We start from the raw sequence: 19,330 nt of genomic DNA, 5'->3' as shown, positions 1-19,330 counted from the left end.
ATGTGAATACTGATAGACAAGGAGGTGAATCGCATGTTGACGGTACAACAAGCTGTATTTACAGTTGAGAGCTTAATCGGCAAAGTTCAACAACAAAAACAGCTCATTCATCAACTCGTTCAAGAAAATGAACATTTGCGTCACGAAAACAAACAACTACGCAAAGAAAATGAACAACTGAAGTACCGTGTTCAAGAGCTGGAAGCACGCACGAAAAAAAACAGCTCCAATAGCCATTTGCCCCCATCTTCTGACCGTTTTGCCAACACGCGTTCTTCTCGTCAACCATCTGGCAACAAGCCAGGCGGACAAGAAGGACATCAAGGAACGACGCTCCGTCAAGTGGAACATCCACATCATCGTGTCGTCCACCGTGTGCATACGTGTCAAGGATGTGGGGCTTCTTTGCGTGAAGTCAAACCGTTCAAAGTCGATATCCGTCAAGTGTTTGATGTCCCTCCTGTGGCGATCGAGGTGACACAACATGAACGTGAAGTGAAATCGTGTCCACATTGTCGATGTGTTCAACAAGCCGAATTCCCATCCCATGTCACGAATCATGTGCAATACGGTCCACGTCTTACTGCGCTCGTTGTTTATTTACATCATATCCAATTGATCCCGTACAAGCGTTTAAGTGATACAATCGAAGCGTTATATCAACACTCGATTAGTACGGGAACTCTTGCCAATATGGTGAAACGAGGACGTGAAGCGTTGGAATCAAATATGGACATCATCGAAGACGCCTTACTTGAATCCAACATCCTGCATGTCGATGAAACGAGTTTGCGCATCAATGGGAAACTCGCATGGGTGCATGTCGCGTGTACATCGAGATATACATACTTGGCTCCTCACGCTTCTCGTGGAAAAAAAGCGACCGATGATATCGGGATTCTTCCCCGATATGAAGGGACGATGATGCACGATGCGTTCGGTACGTATCCGAAATACACACATGCCACCCATGCCCTTTGTCACGCCCATCATTTGCGTGAGTTAAAAGGATTCATCGAACAAGGGCATACGTGGGCGATGCGCATGACCACGTTTCTGTTAGCCGCCAAGCAAGCCGTCGAAGCCCATCACGGTGCACTTTCCGAAGAAGAAGCGAGACGGTGGGAACGAGTGTATGATCGCATCCTAGAAAGAGCACAACACCGATTGGAAACGGCGACGCCTCTTCCGAAAAAAGCACTCGCTTTTGTTCGACGCCTTCAAAAACGAAAGGAAGAAGCGTTGCGTTTCTTACGTGAAGTGCATGTTCCCTTTGACAACAACCAAGCCGAACGCGATCTTCGCATGGTTAAAGTGAAAGAGAACATTTCGGGTACATTTCGCGAAGAAACATTCGCCCAGTCTTTTTGCATCACAAGAAGCATCATTTCCACACTGACGAAACACGAAAAAAACGTGTGGGATTCGTTATGTCTTCTGTTGACAGGCGAAACGCTCGATCGTGTTCTTTCTACCACTTAGGGCATTTTCTATTACGGGGATGCCTTATTTGTGTTGCGCTCCTTTACATACTACTATCGGGATGAATAGTTACATTTTTAGCAAATGAAATGCGGAAAATATGATTTAAAAGACATTTGCCAAGCAAGCCATGTGCAACTCTCTCGACAAGAGTGGTACGAAATCTATCGTACGGCAGGTCATCGGTTGCCGTAATTGACGAAAACACTTTTTTGGCGATTGCTGAAAAAGTGTTTTTTCATTGCTTAAGCTCTGTCATCTTTTCATACCACCGTGCTAAAATAAGGGGGGATTATTTTTATACTGGGGGACTGAACGATGACAATGACGACGAAGATTAAAACAGACATTGAAATTGCCCAAGAAACGAAATTAAAGCGCATTCAAGACATTGCAAGTGAACTGGATTTGTTAGAAGAAGAGATTGAACCGTATGGGCATTATAAAGCGAAAATTTCCCTTCATGCACTGAAGCGGTTAGCGACGAAACAAGACGGCCATGTCATTTTAGTGACGTCAATTAATCCAACGCCGGCGGGAGAGGGAAAATCGACGGTCACTGTCGGGCTTGGTCAAGCGTTACATAAAATGGGTAAAAAAGTGATAATTGCGATGCGGGAACCTTCCCTTGGTCCGACGATGGGAATAAAAGGCGGTGCGACAGGTGGAGGGTATTCACAAGTGTTGCCGATGGAAGACATTAATTTGCACTTTACAGGAGACTTACATGCGATTACGACCGCGAACAACTTCTTAGCTGCGCTTATTGACAACCATATTCACCAAGGAAATGAATTACGAATCGATACGCGCCGCATCGTTTGGAAGCGAGCAGTTGATTTAAATGACCGTGCACTACGTAAAGTCGTGGTCGGATTAGGTGGACCGACGCAAGGCGTGCCACGCGAGGACGGATTCGATATTACCGTTGCCTCTGAAATCATGGCGGTGTTTTGCTTAGCAACCGATTTGCAAGACTTAAAACAGCGTTTAGCAAAAATGGTTGTGGCATATAACGTGGATCGTCAACCTGTGACCGTAGCGGATCTTGGCGCCGAGGGAGCCCTCACACTTTTATTAAAAGATGCGCTAAAACCGAATTTAGTCCAAACGGTAGAACATGTACCTGCGCTTGTGCACGGTGGTCCGTTTGCCAATATCGCTCACGGATGCAATAGCGTTATCGCAACAAAAATGGCGCAAAAGCTTGGGGACTATGTCGTGACAGAGGCGGGATTTGGTGCGGATTTAGGTGCGGAGAAATTTTTACATATTAAAGCGCGCACGGCAGGAATTGAACCATCAGCAGTTGTCATTGTGGCAACGGTTCGGGCGTTAAAAATGCACGGCGGGGTAGGGAAACAACAACTAGCGAGCGAAAATGTCGAGGCATTAAAAAAAGGACTAGCCAATTTAGAGAAACATATTGAAACGATTCAAGCGTTTGGTTTGCCGTTTGTCGTTGCTATTAACCGTTTTATTACGGATACAAATAAAGAAATTCAAGCATTAACGGCATTTTGTGAAGAAAAAGAATATCCTGTATCGTTAACGGAAGTATGGGAAAAAGGTGGGGATGGCGGAATTGATTTAGCTCATAAAGTATTAGAAGTAATCGAAAATACAAAAAGCACGTACACTCCGTTATACGAATTAGATGAACCGATTACGGATAAAATTCAAAAAATCGCGCGCGATGTTTATGGTGCAAGCGACGTTTCTTTTTCTGACAAGGCGAAAAAGCAAATCGAACAATTTACATCGTTTGGGTGGGACAAGCTCCCGATTTGCATGGCAAAGACGCAATATTCGCTTTCCGATGACCCAACAAAGCTTGGCCGCCCGACCGATTTCACGATCACAGTGCGCGAATTAAAACCATCGATTGGCGCTGGATTTCTCGTCGCCTTAACAGGGGATGTCATGACGATGCCAGGCTTGCCGAAACAACCAGCAGCGCTTCAGATGGATATCGACGAACATGGAAACGCACGCGGACTTTTCTAAGTGAGCAATAAGGTAGCGTCTCATCTATGTGATGAGGCGCTTTTTATGAGTAAGCAAAAAAATTGAAATATTGACAGAAGGTATTATAATGTAAATATTCCATTTGTTTCGTAGGGAGAGAGGAAAATGCAAGCAAGTATTGAGCAACGTGCAAATATGCAAACCGTTGTTTATCCTATCTTAATCGCTATTAGCATCGGTCATTTATTGAACGACGCGATGCAAGCTGTGGTGCCAGCGCTGTTTCCTATTTTAGAATCATCGATGCATTTATCTTATACACAAATCGGTTGGATTGCATTTACGCTGAATATGACTTCGTCCATCTTGCAACCGGTTGTCGGTTTGCTTTCGGATCGACGCCCGTCACCGAGCTTTTTGCCGCTTGGCATGGGAGCTAGTTTGTTAGGAATGATTGGATTGGCGTTTGCGCCTAATTTTTTCTTTGTTTTATTGTCGGTTTTATTCATTGGATTAGGGTCAGCAGTATTTCATCCGGAAGGTTCGCGTGTTGTTTATTTGGCTGCTCGAGCGAGAAGAGGATTTGCCCAATCGATTTACCAACTTGGCGGCAATACAGGAAACGCCCTTGCACCGTTATTTACAGCCCTTATTTTTGTTCCGTTCGGGCAAAAGGGAGCAGGATGGTTTGTGTTTGTTGCAGCGGTTGGGATGACTGTTTTATTTTGGGTTTCTAAATGGTATGCTGTTCAATTGTATCAGGTGAAAGAGCGACATGAAAAAACGATAGAAGAAAAGGGGCGTGCAAACAAACGTGTAATATTTGCACTCATTCTTTTAGTTCTTTTAGTGTTTGCGCGTTCGTGGTACTATGCGGGAATTTCAAATTATTATCAATTTTATTTAGCGAAATATTATCATATTTCGATTCGTGAAGCGCAGCTTTATTTATTTGTTTTTATGATTGCAGGGGCAATCGGGACAGTTTTTGGCGGTCCGCTTGCTGATCGATTTGGGAGACGAAATTTAATTTTTGCATCCACGCTTGGTACGGCACCATTTGCGCTCATTTTGCCATATGTGCCACTTCATTTTGTTTTGCCAATTGTTTTTGTCACGGGTTTTATTTTATCGTCTAGTTTCGCTACTTTTGTTGTTTATGCGCAAGAATTGCTTCCAGGAAATGTCGGGATGGCATCGGGATTAATTGTGGGTCTCGCATTTGGAATGGGAGCGCTTGGAGCGGTTGCACTCGGAAAAATTGCAGACGTGTATACGCTAAAAACACTTATGGTTATGTGTAGCTTTCTTCCTTTGTTTGGCGTGTTGACATTTTGGTTGCCGAAAGAAGCATAGTGGCAAGTGTATCGCTTGCCACTATACAGATGCTCGTTCAATAAGGCGAACGGGTAGTTTTTCTTTTTTGGGCTGTGTAAAAAGGTCATGCATTCGCATGTTAAAGTAATGAAAAAGCATATAGACATCAATCCGGCTTGCCCGTTTTTCTGGGCAAGCTGGCAACTATGGTAAGTCGATAAGCATAAATTGGCTGTTTGTTTTCGATGTGATGTGTAATGTTGTTATATCTGTTATACGAGCAGCATCGCGACGTTGTAACATTGTATCATCATTTAATACGAGTTCTCCTTCAATAACAAACAGGTATATGCGACGTCCTTCTTGTTGATGGAATGTTATGTGCTGATTATTTTCTAAATCGGATAAATACATCGTTATGTCTTGATGAATGTAGGCAACTTCATTTCCGGCCTGTGTTTTCGAAACAATAGGCAATAAACGGTTCTTCATTTTTTGAATATCGTATGAAACTTGTTCATATGACGGGGTAAGGCCGCGTGCTTCAGGTAGAAACCAAAGTTGTAGAAGATTGACTTCTTCTGTAGCAGATGGATTCATTTCTGAATGTACAATGCCTGTTCCGGCTGTCATCCGTTGTACTTCACCGAATGAAATGATGCGATGATTGCCGAGATTATCGCGATGTTCAAGTTGTCCTTTTAGAACGACTGTAACAATTTCCATTTCTTGATGGGGGTGCGCTCCAAAACCACGTTGTGGCGCGATGATATCATCATTAAATACACGTAATGGACCAAAGTGCATATTGTTTCGATCAAAGTATTCAGCGAATGAAAAACTAAAATAGCTTTGTAGCCAACCGTGGTTTGATTGAAACCGTTTATGTCCAGGATATACGTGAATCATGGTGTGCCTCCTTATTTTATGAGTGCATCAATTGAGTAGTCGCCTGCGCCGATAAGAGCAATACCGATCACAACAACAATCAAAATAAAGTTGTACTCAAAGCCATTTTGAGTGACCCAAAATCCATTCGGAGCGTGCACTTTTACAATAGCGACGACCATTGTAGCAGCGAGCAACAAAGCGGCAAATGGGGTGAACAGCCCGAGAGCAAACAACAATCCCCCAACGAACTCCGCTAGGCCAGCAATGAGTGCCATTGTCACTCCCGGTTTTAACCCAATGGACTCAAGCCACCCACCTGTTCCTTTTAAGCCGTATCCTCCGAACCATCCAAACAACTTTTGAGCCCCATGACCGACAAACGTTAAACCAACAGCGAGACGAATAAGTAAAATACCAATGTGCATCATGATCATTTCTCCTTTCATATATCTTGATTTCAAGATAAAAGTTGTGCGATAGGCCTTTAAAAAGGCGCTAATGAAAGACCTATCTTTTTGAGCAAATGAATCGCCATTTCTTTTTCATCTGTGGACAAAGATTGGAAAATCTCCAACATTTTTTGTGCGTGTTGCGGAAAAATGTGATCCATTAGTGCTTTTCCTTCGTCAGTAATAACAGCGTACGTAATGCGCCGATCTTTTTCACAACGTTGCCGGACAATATATCCTTTTTCTTCGAGTTTGTCGACGACATATGTCATACTTCCACTAGTGAGTAAAATTTTGTCACCTATTTGTTGAATCGGCTGCGCTCCTTTATGATACAGTAAATCGAGCACACCAAACTCCGTTGGGTTTAGTCCGTAACGTTGGATGTCATGCTTAACATGTTCGGATACGGCTTTATGTGCCCTAGAAAGAACAACGAATAGTTTTAACGATAATGTTTGCTCGTTTTGATTCATACGCATCAACCTTTATCTTGACTTCAAGATAATTATAAACTTACGAAAAGTAAGTTGTCAACGGTTAATATGTCATCATTTGTTCAAAAAATTCCATCGTCAAGTGATTTGTAGCACAACTTGAATTTTATGTAAGACATTATAATAGATGTGAAGGAAAAATGAAAAGAGGTGAGGAAATGAAACAGTCACTGCTTATTTTTTTGCTTAGCGCTGTTATAGGCTTGGCAGGTGGATATACATATTTCCATTTCGCTAACAAAGAGCCTGCCAAAGAACAACCAACAGCTACTGAGCAAAGCAACGAAACGTCGACTGAACAAAAGGACACCACTGTAAGTTCGAAGGAGGGGGAAATTTTTAAACAAAAAGGGTGTATTTCTTGTCACGCTATTTCTAAATTGAATGTGCAAGGCGGTACGACAGGACCCGACTTATCGAACGCTTATGTAGAAGTCGAAGGAAAACATGGAAAACCAATTGATGAGTTTTTAAAGGAGCCAACGTCTGCCGTGATGTCTGGTGTAATCAAATCGAATCCATTAACGGATGAGGAACGAAATGCGATCGTTCAAGCGTTAAAAGTTGCCTCCGAAAAATAAACGAAAAGAGGTGTTCGTATGAAGAAAAAATGGATTTCCGCCATTTCTGGATTGGCTGTCGGTGTGTTAGCTTCCACTGTTTTTTTCGGCGATTTTTCTCCAAAACAACCGACTTCAACGGCATCTGCGAAAACCAATGCGGAAAAAGTATACGTTCCGTTTGGCGAGAGAGATGAATACTACTTATTTGCTTCTGGTGGCCACTCAGGACAGTTATTTGTATATGGTGTTCCATCGCTTCGACGCATTCGAACTGTCCCTGTATTTTCACTTGACTCCGCTACCGGATATGGATGGGACGAACATTCGAAAAAAATGCTTGGCGGCTACACATGGGGAGATTTGCACCATCCTGCGCTTTCCGAAACGAACGGAGATTATGACGGAAAATATTTATTTGCGACCGATGTCGCCAACAGCCGTGCGGCAGTGATGGATTTGAAAACGTTTACCGTTAAAGACATTATTAGTGTGCCAAATACAAGCGGTCCACACTGTGCGGCATTTGTGACGGAAAATACGGAATATTTATTTCTGCCGACGCGCTTTGCCGTTCCGCTTGGGGATAAATATGAATCGCTCGATGACTACAGCACAAAATATCGCGGCGTGATGAGCGCTGTCACATTTGATGAAAACGAGCAAAAATTAAATATTGCCTACCAAGTGGCGTTGCCGCCATGGTCATATGACTTGTCCGATGCAGGAAAAAAAGTATCAAAAGACTGGGCGGTTATTACGACATATAACACAGAAGAAGCAACAACGAACTTAGAAATTAACGCTTCTAAGGAAGACCGCGACTTTATCGTTTTATTTAACTGGCGGGAGCTTGAGAAAATGGTGAAAGAGGGAAAATACGATACGGTTGAGGGGCAAAAAGTGATTTTCCCAGAAAAACATAAAGGTGGCATTTATTTAATACCAGTGGCGAAATCGCCGCACGGGGTAGACGTTACGCCTGACGGCAAGCGATTTATCGCTTCAGGGAAATTAGCGCCATTACTTACTGTATTCTCGTTTGAAAAGGCGTTTAAAGCGATTGAAAATAAAGACTTCGCCGGTGAGCGAAATGGCATCCCAATTTTAAAATATGAATCTGTCATGGAGCGTGAAGTGAATCCAGAAAATGCAATTGGACCACTTCATACCCAATTCGATGATAAAGGAATGGCGTATACGACGATGTTCATTTCTTCTGAAGTCGTCAAATGGGATCCGAACACAGGCGAAGTGCTTGACCGTGTGCCGGTGCAATATTCGCCAGGCCACTCGGTTGCTGCAGAAGGCGACACCGTTTCTCCGGACGGAAAATATTTAGTTTCGTTGAATAAATTGGCAAAAGACAGCTATTTATCTGTTGGACCATCGCACCCAGAGTCGATGCAATTAATCGATATTAGTGGAAAAATGGAAGTTATTCAATCGGCACCGGTCGATCCGGAACCGCACTACGGGCAAATGATTAAAGCAGATAAAATTAAAACGATTGAAGTATATCCAAAAGACGAGAAAAACCCGTACGCTGTCTTTAACCAAAAAGATACGCGCATCGTTCGAAAAGGAAATGAAGTGCACGTATATGGTATTGCGATGCGTTCGAAATTCATTTTTGATGCGAAAGCAAAACGTCCAGATGTCATAGAGGTAAACGAAGGCGATAAAGTATTTATCCATCTCACGAACATCGACCGTGACGAAGATATTACACACGGTTTTGCGATTAACAAATACAATCTTAATATCGAAATACAACCAGGGCAAACGAACACAGTAGAATTTGTGGCGGATAAAGCAGGAACATATCCAATTTATTGCACAAATTTCTGTTCAGCATTGCACCAAGAAATGACAGGATATTTACTCGTCAAACCAAAGCAATAAGAAAAAGGGGGGAATCTTTCCCCCTTTTAATTAAAAGGAAGTGAAAAGAATGAAGAAAGCGAAATTATCTGTTTCATCCGCACTCATCATTAGCTGTGCGGCTGTTTTAATCGGTGCATCGCTCTTTTTTCCGTGGTGGGGAATGCGGTTTGTTGCACCGCAATATCCTGAGGGACTCGATATTATTGTCTATCCCAATAAGCTGAAAGGAAATATCGACATTATTAATGGGTTGAACCATTATATCGGCATGAAACCGTTCAGCGAAGAAAGCTTTCCGGAATTGTCGTATTTGCCGTACGTTATCGGGGCGCTGGCGGTTTTGACGTTAGTGGTCGCGTGGCTTCGCGATAAACGATGGCTGTTCGGACTAATCATTGTTTTTGCTTTCGGTGGATTGTTAGGGCTTTATGATCTTCATCGCTGGTTAGTTGACTTCGGAACAAATTTAAGCGATGATGCACCAATTAAAATCGAACCGTTCGTTCCGCCAGTGTTTGGGGAAAATCGCATCGCTAACTTTGTGACGAACAGCTATTTTTCTACCGGTGCGTATATGATTGGGGCAGCATTTCTCTTGCTTATACTTCCGTTATGGAGGGAGCGAAAACGATGAAAAAGTGGTTGCTTGGGCTTGTCCTTCTTTTCTTTCCGTTCCTCTCTCCACCGGCGACTTATGCAGAGGGGACGCTGCAACAACTAATTGATGAAACGCCAGCGAACGGAACGCTTTTATTAAAAAATAAAACATATGTCGGCGATATCGTTATCGAAAAGCCGATAACGATTAAAGGGGCAGCCCATACGGTTATTAAAGGAAGCGGCAACGGAAACGTCATCAGTATTCGCGCACCGCATGTGACGATTGCGAATGTGACGGTGACAAATAGCGGGAAAAGTCGTAGCACACAAGAAGAGTATGCCGCCATTAAAGTATATTCCGATGATAACACATTGAAACATATTACGATTACCAATTCGTTTCACGGTATTTACTTAAGCCAAGCTCATCATAATGTCGTCGAATATGTGCGCGTCATTGGGAAAAGTGGGGAGATAGCTGGACAAGGGAATGGATTGCACGTGTATTACTCTAATTTTAACAAGCTTGCCCATAATACAATTGTCGGAACGAGAGACGGCATGTTTTTTGACTACGCCAATCATAACGTTGTGAAAGATAATGACGTTTCGCGTACAAGATACGGACTTCATTATATGTATTCAGACGATAACGAGTTTTACCGAAACCGATTTACGTTAAATACTGGCGGTGCGGCAATTATGAATTCGAATCGCATCGTGTTAAAAGGTAATGAATTTTTGTTAAATAAAGGAATGCGTTCGTTTGGAGTGTTGTTGCAAATGGCGAATGACAACAAAATTATTGGTAACGAATTTTATCAAAACGAACGAGCGTTCTATATTGATCAATCGACGAACAACTTTATAGAGGGCAATACGATTGTCAAAAACCAAATTGGCGTTGAATTATGGGGAAGTTCACAGCGCCAAACATTTACGAACAATCGTTTTTGGAATAATACGATTTCTGTATTAAGTTTAGGGGGCGAAGAAAATAATCGCTTCAGTTTTCGTGGCGTAGGAAATCATTGGGGAGACGACGCGCACTTTTTCGACTTAAATCAAGACGGAAAAGGCGATTCTCCGTTTCAATATAAATCATCGTTACACAAAATCGTCGAACAAAATGAATTAGCGTATTTATTTTTAAATACACCAAGCATTAAACTATACGAAAAAATAAACGAGTTGATGCACGAAACAGAAGTTATGGCAACCGACAATCATCCGTTTGTCGATCGCCACAGCATGCCGTGGACAACGATATTAGTTGCGCTTGTAATGATGGTCTGGATTTTACAAAGCAAAAGGGGTCAACGACAATGAACTTTATTTGGAAAGAATGGTTAGAAATTTCTCGTGGAAAAGCGTTTTGGCTTTTCTTTATTTTGGTAGTTGCTATGTCTTTTTCCGTTTTTTTAAACACAAAAAATTTGCCGGTAGATGAAGGATTTGCAGTGTTTTTATTAACGCTGTTTGAAATGAATATTTATGTCATCCCAATTCTTTGTCTCTTTTTTGCTTCATTTGCTGTGATGCAAGAAAAAGAGTTTAAGACGCTCCTTATGATGATGGCGCGCAGCGGTTCATACGGCTCGTTTTTATGGCGAAAAAGCGTAGCAGTGCAAACGATCACGATCGGCATGTTTCTCCTTTCGTATTTTGTACTGATGATACCAGTAAAATTTGTTTTTTCGTTTCACGCGACACATTTTCTTTCTTTTTTAGCTGCTATCACGGTGCTCATTGTCATCTTTAATCAAATTGGGCTATTGTTAGGAAGCGTTTGCCGAACGAAAATTCAACTGATCGGTGCGAACTTATTTGTTCTTTTCTTTTTCTTATATTTGTACGATTTCGTGTTGCTTTATATGTTGCCGAACGTCACTTATGATAACGTCCAAAGCTTTGCGCTCCTTTATTTCTTGCAGCCGATGCATACGCTTCGTTTCTTTTTAGAAACGTCGCTTGGTGTTTTTTCGCTCGATTATTTATCGCGAACGATGGAAAAATTTTTCTCATTTCCACCGCTAACGTTAGTAGCACTCAATATCGTCGTTTGGGTTGGTATCGTCTTTTTCGCTTCTGTCTTGTTTTATCGGAAGGGGGAACAAGGATGATTGTGATGGAACATGTCACCGTCGCGTACAAGCAGAAAAAAGTGTTAGACGATGTTTCACTTGTCGTGGGGAAAGGAGAGCGGTGCGCGCTTATCGGAAGAAACGGAGCGGGCAAATCGACGCTTATTTCGAGTGTGTTAAATATGATCCCGATAAAGCAAGGGAAAATTTCGATTTGCGGCATCCCAAACAAACAACACCAGTGGAAACCGCATGTCGCTTATTTGCCGGAAAAGTTTCAGCTATATCCTCATTTGACAGGAGAAGAAAATATTCGCTTTTTCGCGTCATTGAACGGTTCGGCTGTCAATGAACAAAAAATCGAAGAGGCGTTGAAATTAGTCGGATTGTGGGAAGAGCGAAACGTCCGAAGCAAAGAATATTCCAAAGGGATGCTTCAACGGCTTGGGCTTGGAATTATGCTTTATTATGATGCCGACCTTTTTATATTGGATGAGCCGACGAGCGGACTAGACCCGATGGGACGGGCCGATATTTTGTCGATTTTGCATTCGTTGCACGGCAAAACGATTTTTCTATCTTCGCATCATTTAGACGAAGTGAAGCAAATTTGTACTCATATTGCTTATTTAGAGAACGGAAAAATGACGAAATATACGTTAGCGGAATTTGAAGCTAACGTGATGTATGGGGAGGAGAGAAGATGAGGAAACTAACCGTTTTTCTTTTCAGCTTGTTATTTTTGTTCACAGGATGTTCGAACGGTGACTGGGAAGTGACGATAAAGACGACTCCATTTTATAAAGAAGGGGTAGCGGCTCCGTTTGCCGTACAAATTAAAGAAAACGGAAAACTAGCTAAACAATTAAAAGTTCATGCGACGTTTGAAATGAGCAATATGGATCATGGGAAAATTGAGGTAGATTTGCACGAGAAAGAAAATGGCGTTTACGAAGGAAATGTACAGCTACCAATGGAAGGAGATTGGGAAGCGCTTCTTGTCATTAAGAAAGGGAATGACAAAGTCGAAAAATTGCTAAAAATGCATGTAAAAAAAGAAACAGCAGTCGCCAAAATCGGTAAAGAAAAAATTACGATGAACGACGTTCGTTTTTATCAAGCGTTGAGTAAAATCGAAATTGCGATTCAAAAAGAACGCGCGCAAGCAACGTATAAAGGAGCCGCGCTAAACGAACAACTTGCCTACTGGGATCGAAGAGAGCAGTACGCACATCGATTGGATCAAGCTTTGTCACACTTAGTAGAGTTGCAGGTGATGGCTTTATTAGCTGAAGAAAAAGGACATGTTGTTACAAAGCAAGAAATCACGAAAACGATTGCTGCGCTTCGCCGTCAATATGAGCGCTATGAAGTTGTTCAACAAGTGATTGATACGTATGGAGAAAAAAAGTTTTGGGAAGATTATTCCCACTATAGTAAACTCCGTTTGCTGGTGAGCGATGTTTACAACGATTTGGCAGGTGCAGTGAGAAAAGCGAACCCAACCGTCAACGACAACGAGATTCGCTATTTAGCGCAAAAACAATATAACGAGTTGTTTATTTCTCAAATCAATTCATTGCAAATCGATTTGTATATTCAGGGGCAAACAGAAGGTCGTTTGCCCCATTAATTTGATAAAAAGCCCAATTGCCGTAGTGCGGCTTCGCTCATTCGCTCTGGTGTCCATGGCGGATTCCACGTAATTTGTACATCGACATCTTTTACCCCCTCCATGTGTGCAAGCGCTCGTTTGACACCACCAACAATGGAATCGTGCAGCGGGCAGCCAGGGGTAGTAAGTGTCATCACAATCGACACAACCCCGTTGTCAACGCGTAAATCGTAAATTAACCCTAAATCTACCACATTAATGCCTAGTTCTGGGTCGTATACGGTACGAAGCTGTTCCATGACCATCTCTTTTAATTCCATTTGATTTTCCTCCTTTATTTCCGCAATACGGAGATGATTGCTCCTGCAAACAAGAGAGAAAATGCAACCATCCCACCTTGCGCAACATAAAATAACGGCAAGCTAGAAACAATAAGCGCTAGGATGACACCGATAAAGCTAACGAGAAATAGCCCGCAGGTAAAAACAGTACATTTTTCATTTATCATTTGCTTTAACGTCGGTACGTTTTCTTTGCCGATTTTTTGGCTATAGCGGTGCGTCCACCATAAAAACGGCACGATTTTATATAAATAACCGACAATGCTTAAAATAATCCATCCGAAAAGATACCCGTATATAATCACGCCAAAACCGGCCGTATTTCCTATGATCGCGAACAGAAAAGCGAATCCATGTAGGCAAAGCGCGATAGCGATTGCGAAAAGCGCAAATAAAAACGGACGATCTAATTTTTTCTTGACCCGCTTTCGCAAAATCGTTACGATATGGTAGCTAAATAGCGCAAACCCAAGCAACAACAGTCCTGTTCCACTAGCGAAAAGAGCAGAACTGTTCGTGAAAAAGCTGAAAAAGGTAACGGCGAGTCCGCTGACGTAAAAGGTGTACACATAGCGGGCGAGCGTCATCGAAAATCCGTGCGCCAACGAAAACATCGGCACCATTTTGTAAGAAAAGCCGATAATAAGCAACGTAAACCATCCGGCAATTCCTAATAATAGATGTGTTTTTAGCATGAATACATGATCTGCTATTTTGCTGCCGCTAAAAAAATGAAACGAAAGCGCTATTCCTAAAGAAACCGTCAATAACAAGCAAAAAAGCGCTGTACTGACAAATAACGTCATGATATTTTTTGCCGGCTGTTTTTTTAGCGTCATCGCCATTTGGATGAAAAAAAGAACAAACCCGAGCATAAGCAACAAGCCAGCGAAAAACACGAACTCCATTTTCCAAAGGAAACTAATCGAAAGCAGAAAAATGCCAAGTGCGGTGATAAAAAATTGCACAAATCCTAATGTTTCGTTCCATATCGGCGTTAAAAAGGCAACTGGAACGAGTTGATACATCGCGCCCATCGCGACCATTAACGCCCAACCGAGCACTGCTAGATGCATCGCCGCCCATACGCTAGGGATACGGAACGCCCCTTGAACGAGCGATGTGCCGGAAAAAAGCAACATCGCTTCAGAAGCGATGAACGCAACGACGCCAAATAAAATAAAAGAAAACGGCAAGCGAATATTTGTTTCATACGTTTGTTGTGTCGAAGGAAACATCGTCGTCATCCCTTTGTAATCGTAATTTCAAAGCTCCCATCCTCGCGCTCTTTCGTTTTATAAAGATAGCCAAGTTCATCAAGCTGTTCGTATAAAAACATCGGGCGGCGGTCATTAATAATCGTTAATGTCTCTCCTTTAGGAAGCGTTTCTAATGCCGCAAGCGTCCGCATCATCGGTTGCGGAGGTTCTAATCCACGATTATCTAAGATCATCGTTCTCCCCCCTGCTTGACAAACGTCACTTTCCAATGTTTTTTGTCGAGTTGTTCCGCTTCATACGTAAATCCTTTCGCTTTCATTACCGCAAAAAGTGGGACGGGCTTAAACGGTGCATGTAAAATAAACGTATCACCCACTTCGAGCGGTTGAACAGCGTTCATAATTTTTTGGAACGGCTCCAACTTTTTTTGCAAATCATCACGAACATCCAACTCCACGATTTTTCCCATCGTTCTCCCCCTTTCATGATCTCTTCACTTTCTATGATAGCGATTTTCACTCGTGGGTATTGTGATCTCTGTCACATATTATAAAAAAATCTCCTTTTCCAATTTTTCTGCATCAATTAAGTAATAGCCATTGTCATCAATATCGATCAGTCCTTTTCGCTTCAATTGGCTGAGCGTACGACTAATTGTTTCGCGCGATGTGCCAATCATATTGGCGAGTTCGCGGTTTGTAAAATGCGTCGTTAAGCGATGGAATCGTCCTTGCGAGACTGCGTTTGTTTTTGTCAGTCGCAATAAAAGCAAAATAATTTGTTCATACGTATTATGGAGAATTTGTTCTTCTAGGCGGTTTTGTAGGTCGATAATTTTTTCTCCCATCACGCGAAATAGTTTCATGCACAATTCTGGGTAACAAATAAGCGTTTGTTCAAATTCGGCGATTGGAATGGCAATGAGCGTTGCTTCTTCCATCACTTCCGCATGGGCTGGGTAGCTTCCACGACGGAAAAAGCCAGCGTGCGGGAACATTTCTCCTGTTTGCAAAATCGACACAATTTGTTCTTTGCCGTTAATATCCGTTTTGTAAATCTTTACTGTTCCTGATTGAATAAAAAAGACACGTTCAAGCGGCTCTCCTTGCATAAAGACGAACGTTCGCGGTTTATAAACACGCACTTGAGAAATTTTCACGATTGAGTCAAGTTCTTGATCGGATAATTCCCGAAAAAGCGCGACATTTTTCAACCTTGTTTTAATCCAATCATGCGTCATATTATCCACTCCTTATGGAATTTCTAAGCAAAATTTTACGTTGTTTTCTATTGAGAAGCTGTGACATAAATCATAACTTTTCGTGAACGTGTGACGAAAATCATAGGGAACGTTTGCGACATCTCACATAACGGAACATTTTTCAGCGCTACAATGAGAACGAAAGAAACGAAAAGGAAGGTGGAGGGATATGGAAATAAACCGGAACGTTCGCGCATCGGTCGCTCGTTCAACGCAAAACAGCTTTTTAAAGTCTGTCTTAATCTTTACTATTTTAATCAGTTTTACCGTTCTATTAGTCGGCGGATATTGGATTTTTAAAGAAATGGCGCCGCGCCCGAAAGAAGTCCGCAGCGAGAGCGGGGAAGTGTTATTGACAAAAGAATCGATTATCGGCGGCCAATCGGTGTTCCAAAAATACGGGTTGATGGATTATGGAACGGTTCTCGGGCACGGTTCTTACATGGGACCTGACTACACTGCCCAAGCATTAAAAGTGTATACGGAAGGAATGCAAGACTATAAAGCAAACGAATTGTACCATAAGCCATTTAAGCAACTATCGAGCGATGAACAACAAATCGTTCGCCAAAAAGTTATGAAAGAAATGAAGAAAAACCGCTATAACCCGGCAACAGATGTGCTCGTTTTAACGGATGCGCAAGTGTATGGATTAGAGCAAGTGCGGGATTACTACAAAAACGTATTTACAAACGGCGATGGCTGGGGATTGAAAAAAGGGCTTATTCAAGAGAGCCATATGCCAAAAGATGGTCGTGCTTGGGTAGCGAGCGGTGACCAAACGACACAAATTGCTGATTTCTTTTTCTGGACAGCGTGGCTATCGAGCACGTTGCGAAACGGGGATACGATTACGTACACGAACAACTGGCCATATTATGAAGATGCGGGAAATACGATGTCGTTCTCTGCGATTTGGTGGAGCGGGGCAAGTGCAACGATTTTAGTGTTATTTGTTGCGATTATTTTATTCATTCAGCACCGTTATCAACTTAGCATGCAAGAAGCGTATAAAGACGGTCAATTCCCGATTATCGATTTACGCAAACAGCCGTTAACCGCTTCACAAGTAAAAACAGGGAAATATTTCGCGGTTGTTTCCGTTTTATTCTTCGTTCAGTCGATGTTCGGGGCGCTATTGGCGCACTACTATGTCGAGCCAGATAGCTTTTTCGGTATCAAATGGATTCATGACATTCTGCCATTTAATATTGCCAAAGGGTATCATTTGCAACTAGCGATTTTCTGGATTGCTACTTCATGGCTAGGCATGGGGATTTTCATTGCACCGCTTGTCGGTGGCTACGAGCCGAAAAAGCAAGGGTTGCTTGTCGATGTACTGTTCTGGGCGCTTGTTGTGCTCGTCGGTGGAAGTATGCTCGGTGAATGGCTCGGTGTCAACGGATATTTAGGAAACAATTGGTTCTTGCTTGGTAACCAAGGTTGGGAATATATTGAATTAGGTCGGATTTGGCAAATTGTCTTAGTTGTCGGCATGTTGATTTGGTTGTTTATTGTGTACCGTGGAATTAAGAGCGGATTGAAACGCGAGAGCGATAAAGGCGGGCTAATCCACTTGCTATTCTACTCAGCAATCGCCGTTCCGTTCTTTTACGTGTTCGCGTTCTTTATTAATCCAGATACGAACTTTACGATGGCCGATTTCTGGAGATGGTGGATTATTCACTTATGGGTAGAAGGAATTTTTGAAGTATTTGCCGTTGTCGTCATCGGCTTCTTGTTAGTACAAATGAAATTAGTAACGAAAAAATCAACCGTTCGCGCGCTTTATTTTCAATTCATTATTTTGCTTGGCAGCGGCGTTATCGGAATTGGTCACCATTATTACTACAACGGTTCGGCAGAAGTATGGATCGGGCTTGGTGCCGTCTTCTCCGCACTTGAGGTGATTCCGCTTACGTTGCTTGTCCTTGAAGCGTATGAGCAATACAAAATGATGCGCGATGGTGGAGTTGACTTCCCGTATAAAGCGACGTTCTGGTTTTTAATTTCGACAGCGATTTGGAACTTAGTCGGTGCAGGGGTGCTCGGTTTCTTAATTAACTTGCCAGCCGTCAGCTATTTTGAACACGGACAATTTTTAACGCCGGCGCACGGCCACGGCGCGATGATGGGCGTGTACGGGATGTTCGGTATTGCCGTATTGCTTTATTCGCTCCGCAACATCGTCAAACCAGAAGCGTGGAACGACAAATGGTTGAAATTTGCATGCTGGATGTTAAACATCGGGCTTGCCGGAATGATTGTGGTGACATTGTTGCCGATTGGCATTATGCAATTGAAAGAAGCGTTCTTGCACGGTTATTGGGCATCGCGTTCGCCAGAGTTTCTAAAACAAGATATTGTGCAAAACTTACTTACGCTTCGTTCGGTTCCAGACACGATTTTCTTAGTAGGGGTCATTACGCTTATGGTCTTTAGCGTCAAAGCGTTGTTCCATTTGCGCAAACCGACCCATCAAGAAGAACAAGCGCTACCAGTTCCGGACCTAGCGAAAGAAGTGGAGTAAAAACAAAATTGTCCTAAGAGTGGTTGCTCTTAGGACAATTTTGTTTAAAAAAAAGAGGATTCGGGATCCTCCCTCGCTAATGTTTTTTATGTCTTTTTCTCATAGCACTCAAAGCAATACAACGTTTCTTTTTCGCCGCTAATGACACCGTTTAAAAAACCGGATAAACAATGAATCGGTTTGCCGCACTTTGCACAAAAGCCGACGAACTCTTCCAAGGGCTATTCCCCTTTCAAACGTATTGAGATTTTTCATAACGGACTGTGACGCCTGTCACTTCATGGACAACCTCTAGCCGTTATGATGTGTATATAGATCATTATACTATAAAGGGGGTTCGTTTTATGAGCCAATTTGCTGCAAAAATTTATGCACCTGCATATGAACCGAAAGATAGACATCCAGCGATTTTCCGTTTATTTGACAGCTTAAAATCAGGAGAAGTGATGGAGTTAACGAACGACCATGACCCGCGTCCGCTTCATTACCAATTTATGATGGAGCGAGAAGGACAGTTCACGTGGGAATATTTAGAAGAAGGTCCAGACGTCTGGCGTGTCGCCATTGGAAAAAAATAACAAAAGGTTCCCGGTTCAACGGGAACCTTTTCTTTTTTCGTTTGACATGG

At 42.5% G+C, this 19,330-nt stretch carries 21 protein-coding genes and 1 pseudogene; 13 read left to right on the top strand and 9 right to left on the bottom strand.

All coding sequences use genetic code 11. The features are described 5' to 3' along the window. The first annotated feature begins 33 nt into the window (after window positions 1-33). The 4 genes and pseudogenes from NSQ23_RS08685 (at window position 34) to NSQ23_RS08670 (ending at window position 4,806) form a co-directional block, all read left to right on the top strand. Complete coding sequence (locus tag NSQ23_RS08685) at window positions 34-1,482, top strand: IS66 family transposase (RefSeq protein ID WP_339170207.1); 1,449 nt, start codon at window positions 34-36, stop codon at window positions 1,480-1,482. A gap of 93 nt (window positions 1,483-1,575) precedes the next feature. Further along, a pseudogene (locus NSQ23_RS08680) lies at window positions 1,576-1,677 on the top strand (aldo/keto reductase family oxidoreductase); the annotation flags it as partial. A 123-nt stretch (window positions 1,678-1,800) separates the two neighbouring features. Further along, window positions 1,801-3,489 carry a formate--tetrahydrofolate ligase gene (locus NSQ23_RS08675; protein ID WP_339170204.1) on the top strand — a complete coding sequence of 563 codons (1,689 nt, stop codon included), beginning with the start codon at window positions 1,801-1,803 and terminating at the stop codon, window positions 3,487-3,489. Window positions 3,490-3,615: 126 nt separating this feature from the next. Continuing rightward, window positions 3,616-4,806: an MFS transporter gene (locus tag NSQ23_RS08670; RefSeq protein WP_339170201.1), complete on the top strand. Its 1,191-nt coding sequence runs from the start codon at window positions 3,616-3,618 to the stop codon at window positions 4,804-4,806. Between the two features lie 165 nt (window positions 4,807-4,971). Here NSQ23_RS08670 and NSQ23_RS08665 read toward each other — a convergent pair whose 3' ends face one another. From NSQ23_RS08665 to NSQ23_RS08655, 3 genes are read right to left on the bottom strand one after another with little or no spacing between them, the layout of a single operon-like run. Continuing rightward, the gene (locus NSQ23_RS08665; RefSeq protein WP_128356657.1) at window positions 4,972-5,676 is read right to left on the bottom strand and encodes a pirin family protein; all 705 of its coding nucleotides are present in this window, start codon (window positions 5,674-5,676) and stop codon (window positions 4,972-4,974) included. A gap of 11 nt (window positions 5,677-5,687) precedes the next feature. Further along, the gene (locus NSQ23_RS08660; RefSeq protein ID WP_035018704.1) at window positions 5,688-6,086 is read right to left on the bottom strand and encodes a DoxX family protein; all 399 of its coding nucleotides are present in this window, start codon (window positions 6,084-6,086) and stop codon (window positions 5,688-5,690) included. Between the two features lie 56 nt (window positions 6,087-6,142). Continuing rightward, on the bottom strand, window positions 6,143-6,583 hold the full coding sequence (locus NSQ23_RS08655) for a MarR family transcriptional regulator (protein ID WP_004890850.1): 441 nt from the start codon (window positions 6,581-6,583) through the stop codon (window positions 6,143-6,145). Window positions 6,584-6,762: 179 nt separating this feature from the next. Here NSQ23_RS08655 and NSQ23_RS08650 point away from each other — a divergent pair, with 179 nt between their 5' ends. From NSQ23_RS08650 to NSQ23_RS08620, 7 genes are read left to right on the top strand one after another with little or no spacing between them, the layout of a single operon-like run. Continuing rightward, on the top strand, window positions 6,763-7,185 hold the full coding sequence (locus NSQ23_RS08650) for a c-type cytochrome (RefSeq protein ID WP_339170198.1): 423 nt from the start codon (window positions 6,763-6,765) through the stop codon (window positions 7,183-7,185). A gap of 18 nt (window positions 7,186-7,203) precedes the next feature. Then, window positions 7,204-9,069 (top strand): Sec-dependent nitrous-oxide reductase, encoded by a 1,866-nt coding sequence (gene nosZ, locus NSQ23_RS08645; RefSeq protein ID WP_339170196.1) that lies wholly within the window; start codon window positions 7,204-7,206, stop codon window positions 9,067-9,069. Between the two features lie 49 nt (window positions 9,070-9,118). Next, a complete protein-coding gene (locus tag NSQ23_RS08640; protein ID WP_339170195.1) occupies window positions 9,119-9,685 on the top strand; it encodes a hypothetical protein in 567 nt (188 codons plus the stop codon). Further along, a complete protein-coding gene (gene nosD, locus NSQ23_RS08635) occupies window positions 9,682-10,980 on the top strand; it encodes a nitrous oxide reductase family maturation protein NosD (protein WP_339170194.1) in 1,299 nt (432 codons plus the stop codon). Before NSQ23_RS08640 ends, nosD begins: the two co-directional genes overlap by 4 nt. Beyond that, window positions 10,977-11,774, top strand: coding sequence for an ABC transporter permease subunit (locus NSQ23_RS08630; RefSeq protein ID WP_339170192.1), 798 nt, complete (start codon window positions 10,977-10,979; stop codon window positions 11,772-11,774). The genes nosD and NSQ23_RS08630 overlap by 4 nt, the downstream gene beginning before the upstream one ends. After that, the gene (locus tag NSQ23_RS08625) at window positions 11,771-12,442 is read left to right on the top strand and encodes an ABC transporter ATP-binding protein (protein ID WP_004890837.1); all 672 of its coding nucleotides are present in this window, start codon (window positions 11,771-11,773) and stop codon (window positions 12,440-12,442) included. The genes NSQ23_RS08630 and NSQ23_RS08625 overlap by 4 nt, the downstream gene beginning before the upstream one ends. Further along, window positions 12,439-13,368, top strand: coding sequence for a FixH family protein (locus NSQ23_RS08620; protein WP_339170190.1), 930 nt, complete (start codon window positions 12,439-12,441; stop codon window positions 13,366-13,368). Before NSQ23_RS08625 ends, NSQ23_RS08620 begins: the two co-directional genes overlap by 4 nt. Here the strand turns inward: NSQ23_RS08620 and NSQ23_RS08615 are convergent. The 5 genes from NSQ23_RS08615 to NSQ23_RS08595 all read right to left on the bottom strand — a co-directional run bounded on the left by NSQ23_RS08615 (window position 13,365) and on the right by NSQ23_RS08595 (window position 16,151). After that, on the bottom strand, window positions 13,365-13,670 hold the full coding sequence (locus NSQ23_RS08615; protein ID WP_192953322.1) for a metal-sulfur cluster assembly factor: 306 nt from the start codon (window positions 13,668-13,670) through the stop codon (window positions 13,365-13,367). The genes NSQ23_RS08620 and NSQ23_RS08615 overlap by 4 nt on opposite strands. A 14-nt stretch (window positions 13,671-13,684) precedes the next feature. Next, window positions 13,685-14,938: a hypothetical protein gene (locus NSQ23_RS08610; protein ID WP_339170187.1), complete on the bottom strand. Its 1,254-nt coding sequence runs from the start codon at window positions 14,936-14,938 to the stop codon at window positions 13,685-13,687. Next, the gene (locus NSQ23_RS08605; protein WP_035019230.1) at window positions 14,935-15,144 is read right to left on the bottom strand and encodes a DUF2249 domain-containing protein; all 210 of its coding nucleotides are present in this window, start codon (window positions 15,142-15,144) and stop codon (window positions 14,935-14,937) included. The genes NSQ23_RS08610 and NSQ23_RS08605 overlap by 4 nt, the downstream gene beginning before the upstream one ends. After that, on the bottom strand, window positions 15,141-15,380 hold the full coding sequence (locus NSQ23_RS08600) for a DUF2249 domain-containing protein (RefSeq protein ID WP_339170185.1): 240 nt from the start codon (window positions 15,378-15,380) through the stop codon (window positions 15,141-15,143). Before NSQ23_RS08600 ends, NSQ23_RS08605 begins: the two co-directional genes overlap by 4 nt. Before the next feature lie 78 nt (window positions 15,381-15,458). Further along, window positions 15,459-16,151, bottom strand: coding sequence for a Crp/Fnr family transcriptional regulator (locus NSQ23_RS08595; protein WP_004890822.1), 693 nt, complete (start codon window positions 16,149-16,151; stop codon window positions 15,459-15,461). 190 nt (window positions 16,152-16,341) lie between these two features. On the opposite strand from NSQ23_RS08595, the gene NSQ23_RS08590 reads away from it, so the two are divergent. Continuing rightward, on the top strand, window positions 16,342-18,702 hold the full coding sequence (locus NSQ23_RS08590; protein ID WP_339170182.1) for a nitric-oxide reductase large subunit: 2,361 nt from the start codon (window positions 16,342-16,344) through the stop codon (window positions 18,700-18,702). 86 nt (window positions 18,703-18,788) lie between these two features. Here NSQ23_RS08590 and NSQ23_RS08585 read toward each other — a convergent pair whose 3' ends face one another. Continuing rightward, window positions 18,789-18,920, bottom strand: coding sequence for a hypothetical protein (locus NSQ23_RS08585; protein ID WP_284693473.1), 132 nt, complete (start codon window positions 18,918-18,920; stop codon window positions 18,789-18,791). Window positions 18,921-19,046: 126 nt separating this feature from the next. Here NSQ23_RS08585 and NSQ23_RS08580 point away from each other — a divergent pair, with 126 nt between their 5' ends. Next, complete coding sequence (locus NSQ23_RS08580) at window positions 19,047-19,280, top strand: DUF2249 domain-containing protein (RefSeq protein WP_183184666.1); 234 nt, start codon at window positions 19,047-19,049, stop codon at window positions 19,278-19,280. Window positions 19,281-19,330: the final 50 nt, after the last annotated feature.

Origin of the sequence: Anoxybacillus sp. FSL W8-1294, assembly GCF_037965005.1 — a bacterium.
Classification (GTDB): domain Bacteria; phylum Bacillota; class Bacilli; order Bacillales; family Anoxybacillaceae; genus Anoxybacillus; species Anoxybacillus flavithermus_G.
Note: the sequence above shows the minus strand (reverse complement) of the source record. Positions and strands in the feature narration are given on the sequence as shown.

What these genes read in the sequence shown, in the direction of transcription:
- NSQ23_RS08685 (WP_339170207.1), top strand. Translation starts at nt 34, where the DNA reads ATGTTGACGGTACAACAAGCTGTATTTACAGTTGAGAGCTTAATCGGC.
- NSQ23_RS08675 (WP_339170204.1), top strand. Translation starts at nt 1,801, where the DNA reads ATGACAATGACGACGAAGATTAAAACAGACATTGAAATTGCCCAAGAA.
- NSQ23_RS08670 (WP_339170201.1), top strand. Translation starts at nt 3,616, where the DNA reads ATGCAAGCAAGTATTGAGCAACGTGCAAATATGCAAACCGTTGTTTAT.
- NSQ23_RS08665 (WP_128356657.1), bottom strand. Translation starts at nt 5,676, where the DNA reads ATGATTCACGTATATCCTGGACATAAACGGTTTCAATCAAACCACGGT.
- NSQ23_RS08660 (WP_035018704.1), bottom strand. Translation starts at nt 6,086, where the DNA reads ATGATGCACATTGGTATTTTACTTATTCGTCTCGCTGTTGGTTTAACG.
- NSQ23_RS08655 (WP_004890850.1), bottom strand. Translation starts at nt 6,583, where the DNA reads ATGAATCAAAACGAGCAAACATTATCGTTAAAACTATTCGTTGTTCTT.
- NSQ23_RS08650 (WP_339170198.1), top strand. Translation starts at nt 6,763, where the DNA reads ATGAAACAGTCACTGCTTATTTTTTTGCTTAGCGCTGTTATAGGCTTG.
- nosZ (WP_339170196.1), top strand. Translation starts at nt 7,204, where the DNA reads ATGAAGAAAAAATGGATTTCCGCCATTTCTGGATTGGCTGTCGGTGTG.
- NSQ23_RS08640 (WP_339170195.1), top strand. Translation starts at nt 9,119, where the DNA reads ATGAAGAAAGCGAAATTATCTGTTTCATCCGCACTCATCATTAGCTGT.
- nosD (WP_339170194.1), top strand. Translation starts at nt 9,682, where the DNA reads ATGAAAAAGTGGTTGCTTGGGCTTGTCCTTCTTTTCTTTCCGTTCCTC.
- NSQ23_RS08630 (WP_339170192.1), top strand. Translation starts at nt 10,977, where the DNA reads ATGAACTTTATTTGGAAAGAATGGTTAGAAATTTCTCGTGGAAAAGCG.
- NSQ23_RS08625 (WP_004890837.1), top strand. Translation starts at nt 11,771, where the DNA reads ATGATTGTGATGGAACATGTCACCGTCGCGTACAAGCAGAAAAAAGTG.
- NSQ23_RS08620 (WP_339170190.1), top strand. Translation starts at nt 12,439, where the DNA reads ATGAGGAAACTAACCGTTTTTCTTTTCAGCTTGTTATTTTTGTTCACA.
- NSQ23_RS08615 (WP_192953322.1), bottom strand. Translation starts at nt 13,670, where the DNA reads ATGGAATTAAAAGAGATGGTCATGGAACAGCTTCGTACCGTATACGAC.
- NSQ23_RS08610 (WP_339170187.1), bottom strand. Translation starts at nt 14,938, where the DNA reads ATGACGACGATGTTTCCTTCGACACAACAAACGTATGAAACAAATATT.
- NSQ23_RS08605 (WP_035019230.1), bottom strand. Translation starts at nt 15,144, where the DNA reads ATGATCTTAGATAATCGTGGATTAGAACCTCCGCAACCGATGATGCGG.
- NSQ23_RS08600 (WP_339170185.1), bottom strand. Translation starts at nt 15,380, where the DNA reads ATGGGAAAAATCGTGGAGTTGGATGTTCGTGATGATTTGCAAAAAAAG.
- NSQ23_RS08595 (WP_004890822.1), bottom strand. Translation starts at nt 16,151, where the DNA reads ATGACGCATGATTGGATTAAAACAAGGTTGAAAAATGTCGCGCTTTTT.
- NSQ23_RS08590 (WP_339170182.1), top strand. Translation starts at nt 16,342, where the DNA reads ATGGAAATAAACCGGAACGTTCGCGCATCGGTCGCTCGTTCAACGCAA.
- NSQ23_RS08580 (WP_183184666.1), top strand. Translation starts at nt 19,047, where the DNA reads ATGAGCCAATTTGCTGCAAAAATTTATGCACCTGCATATGAACCGAAA.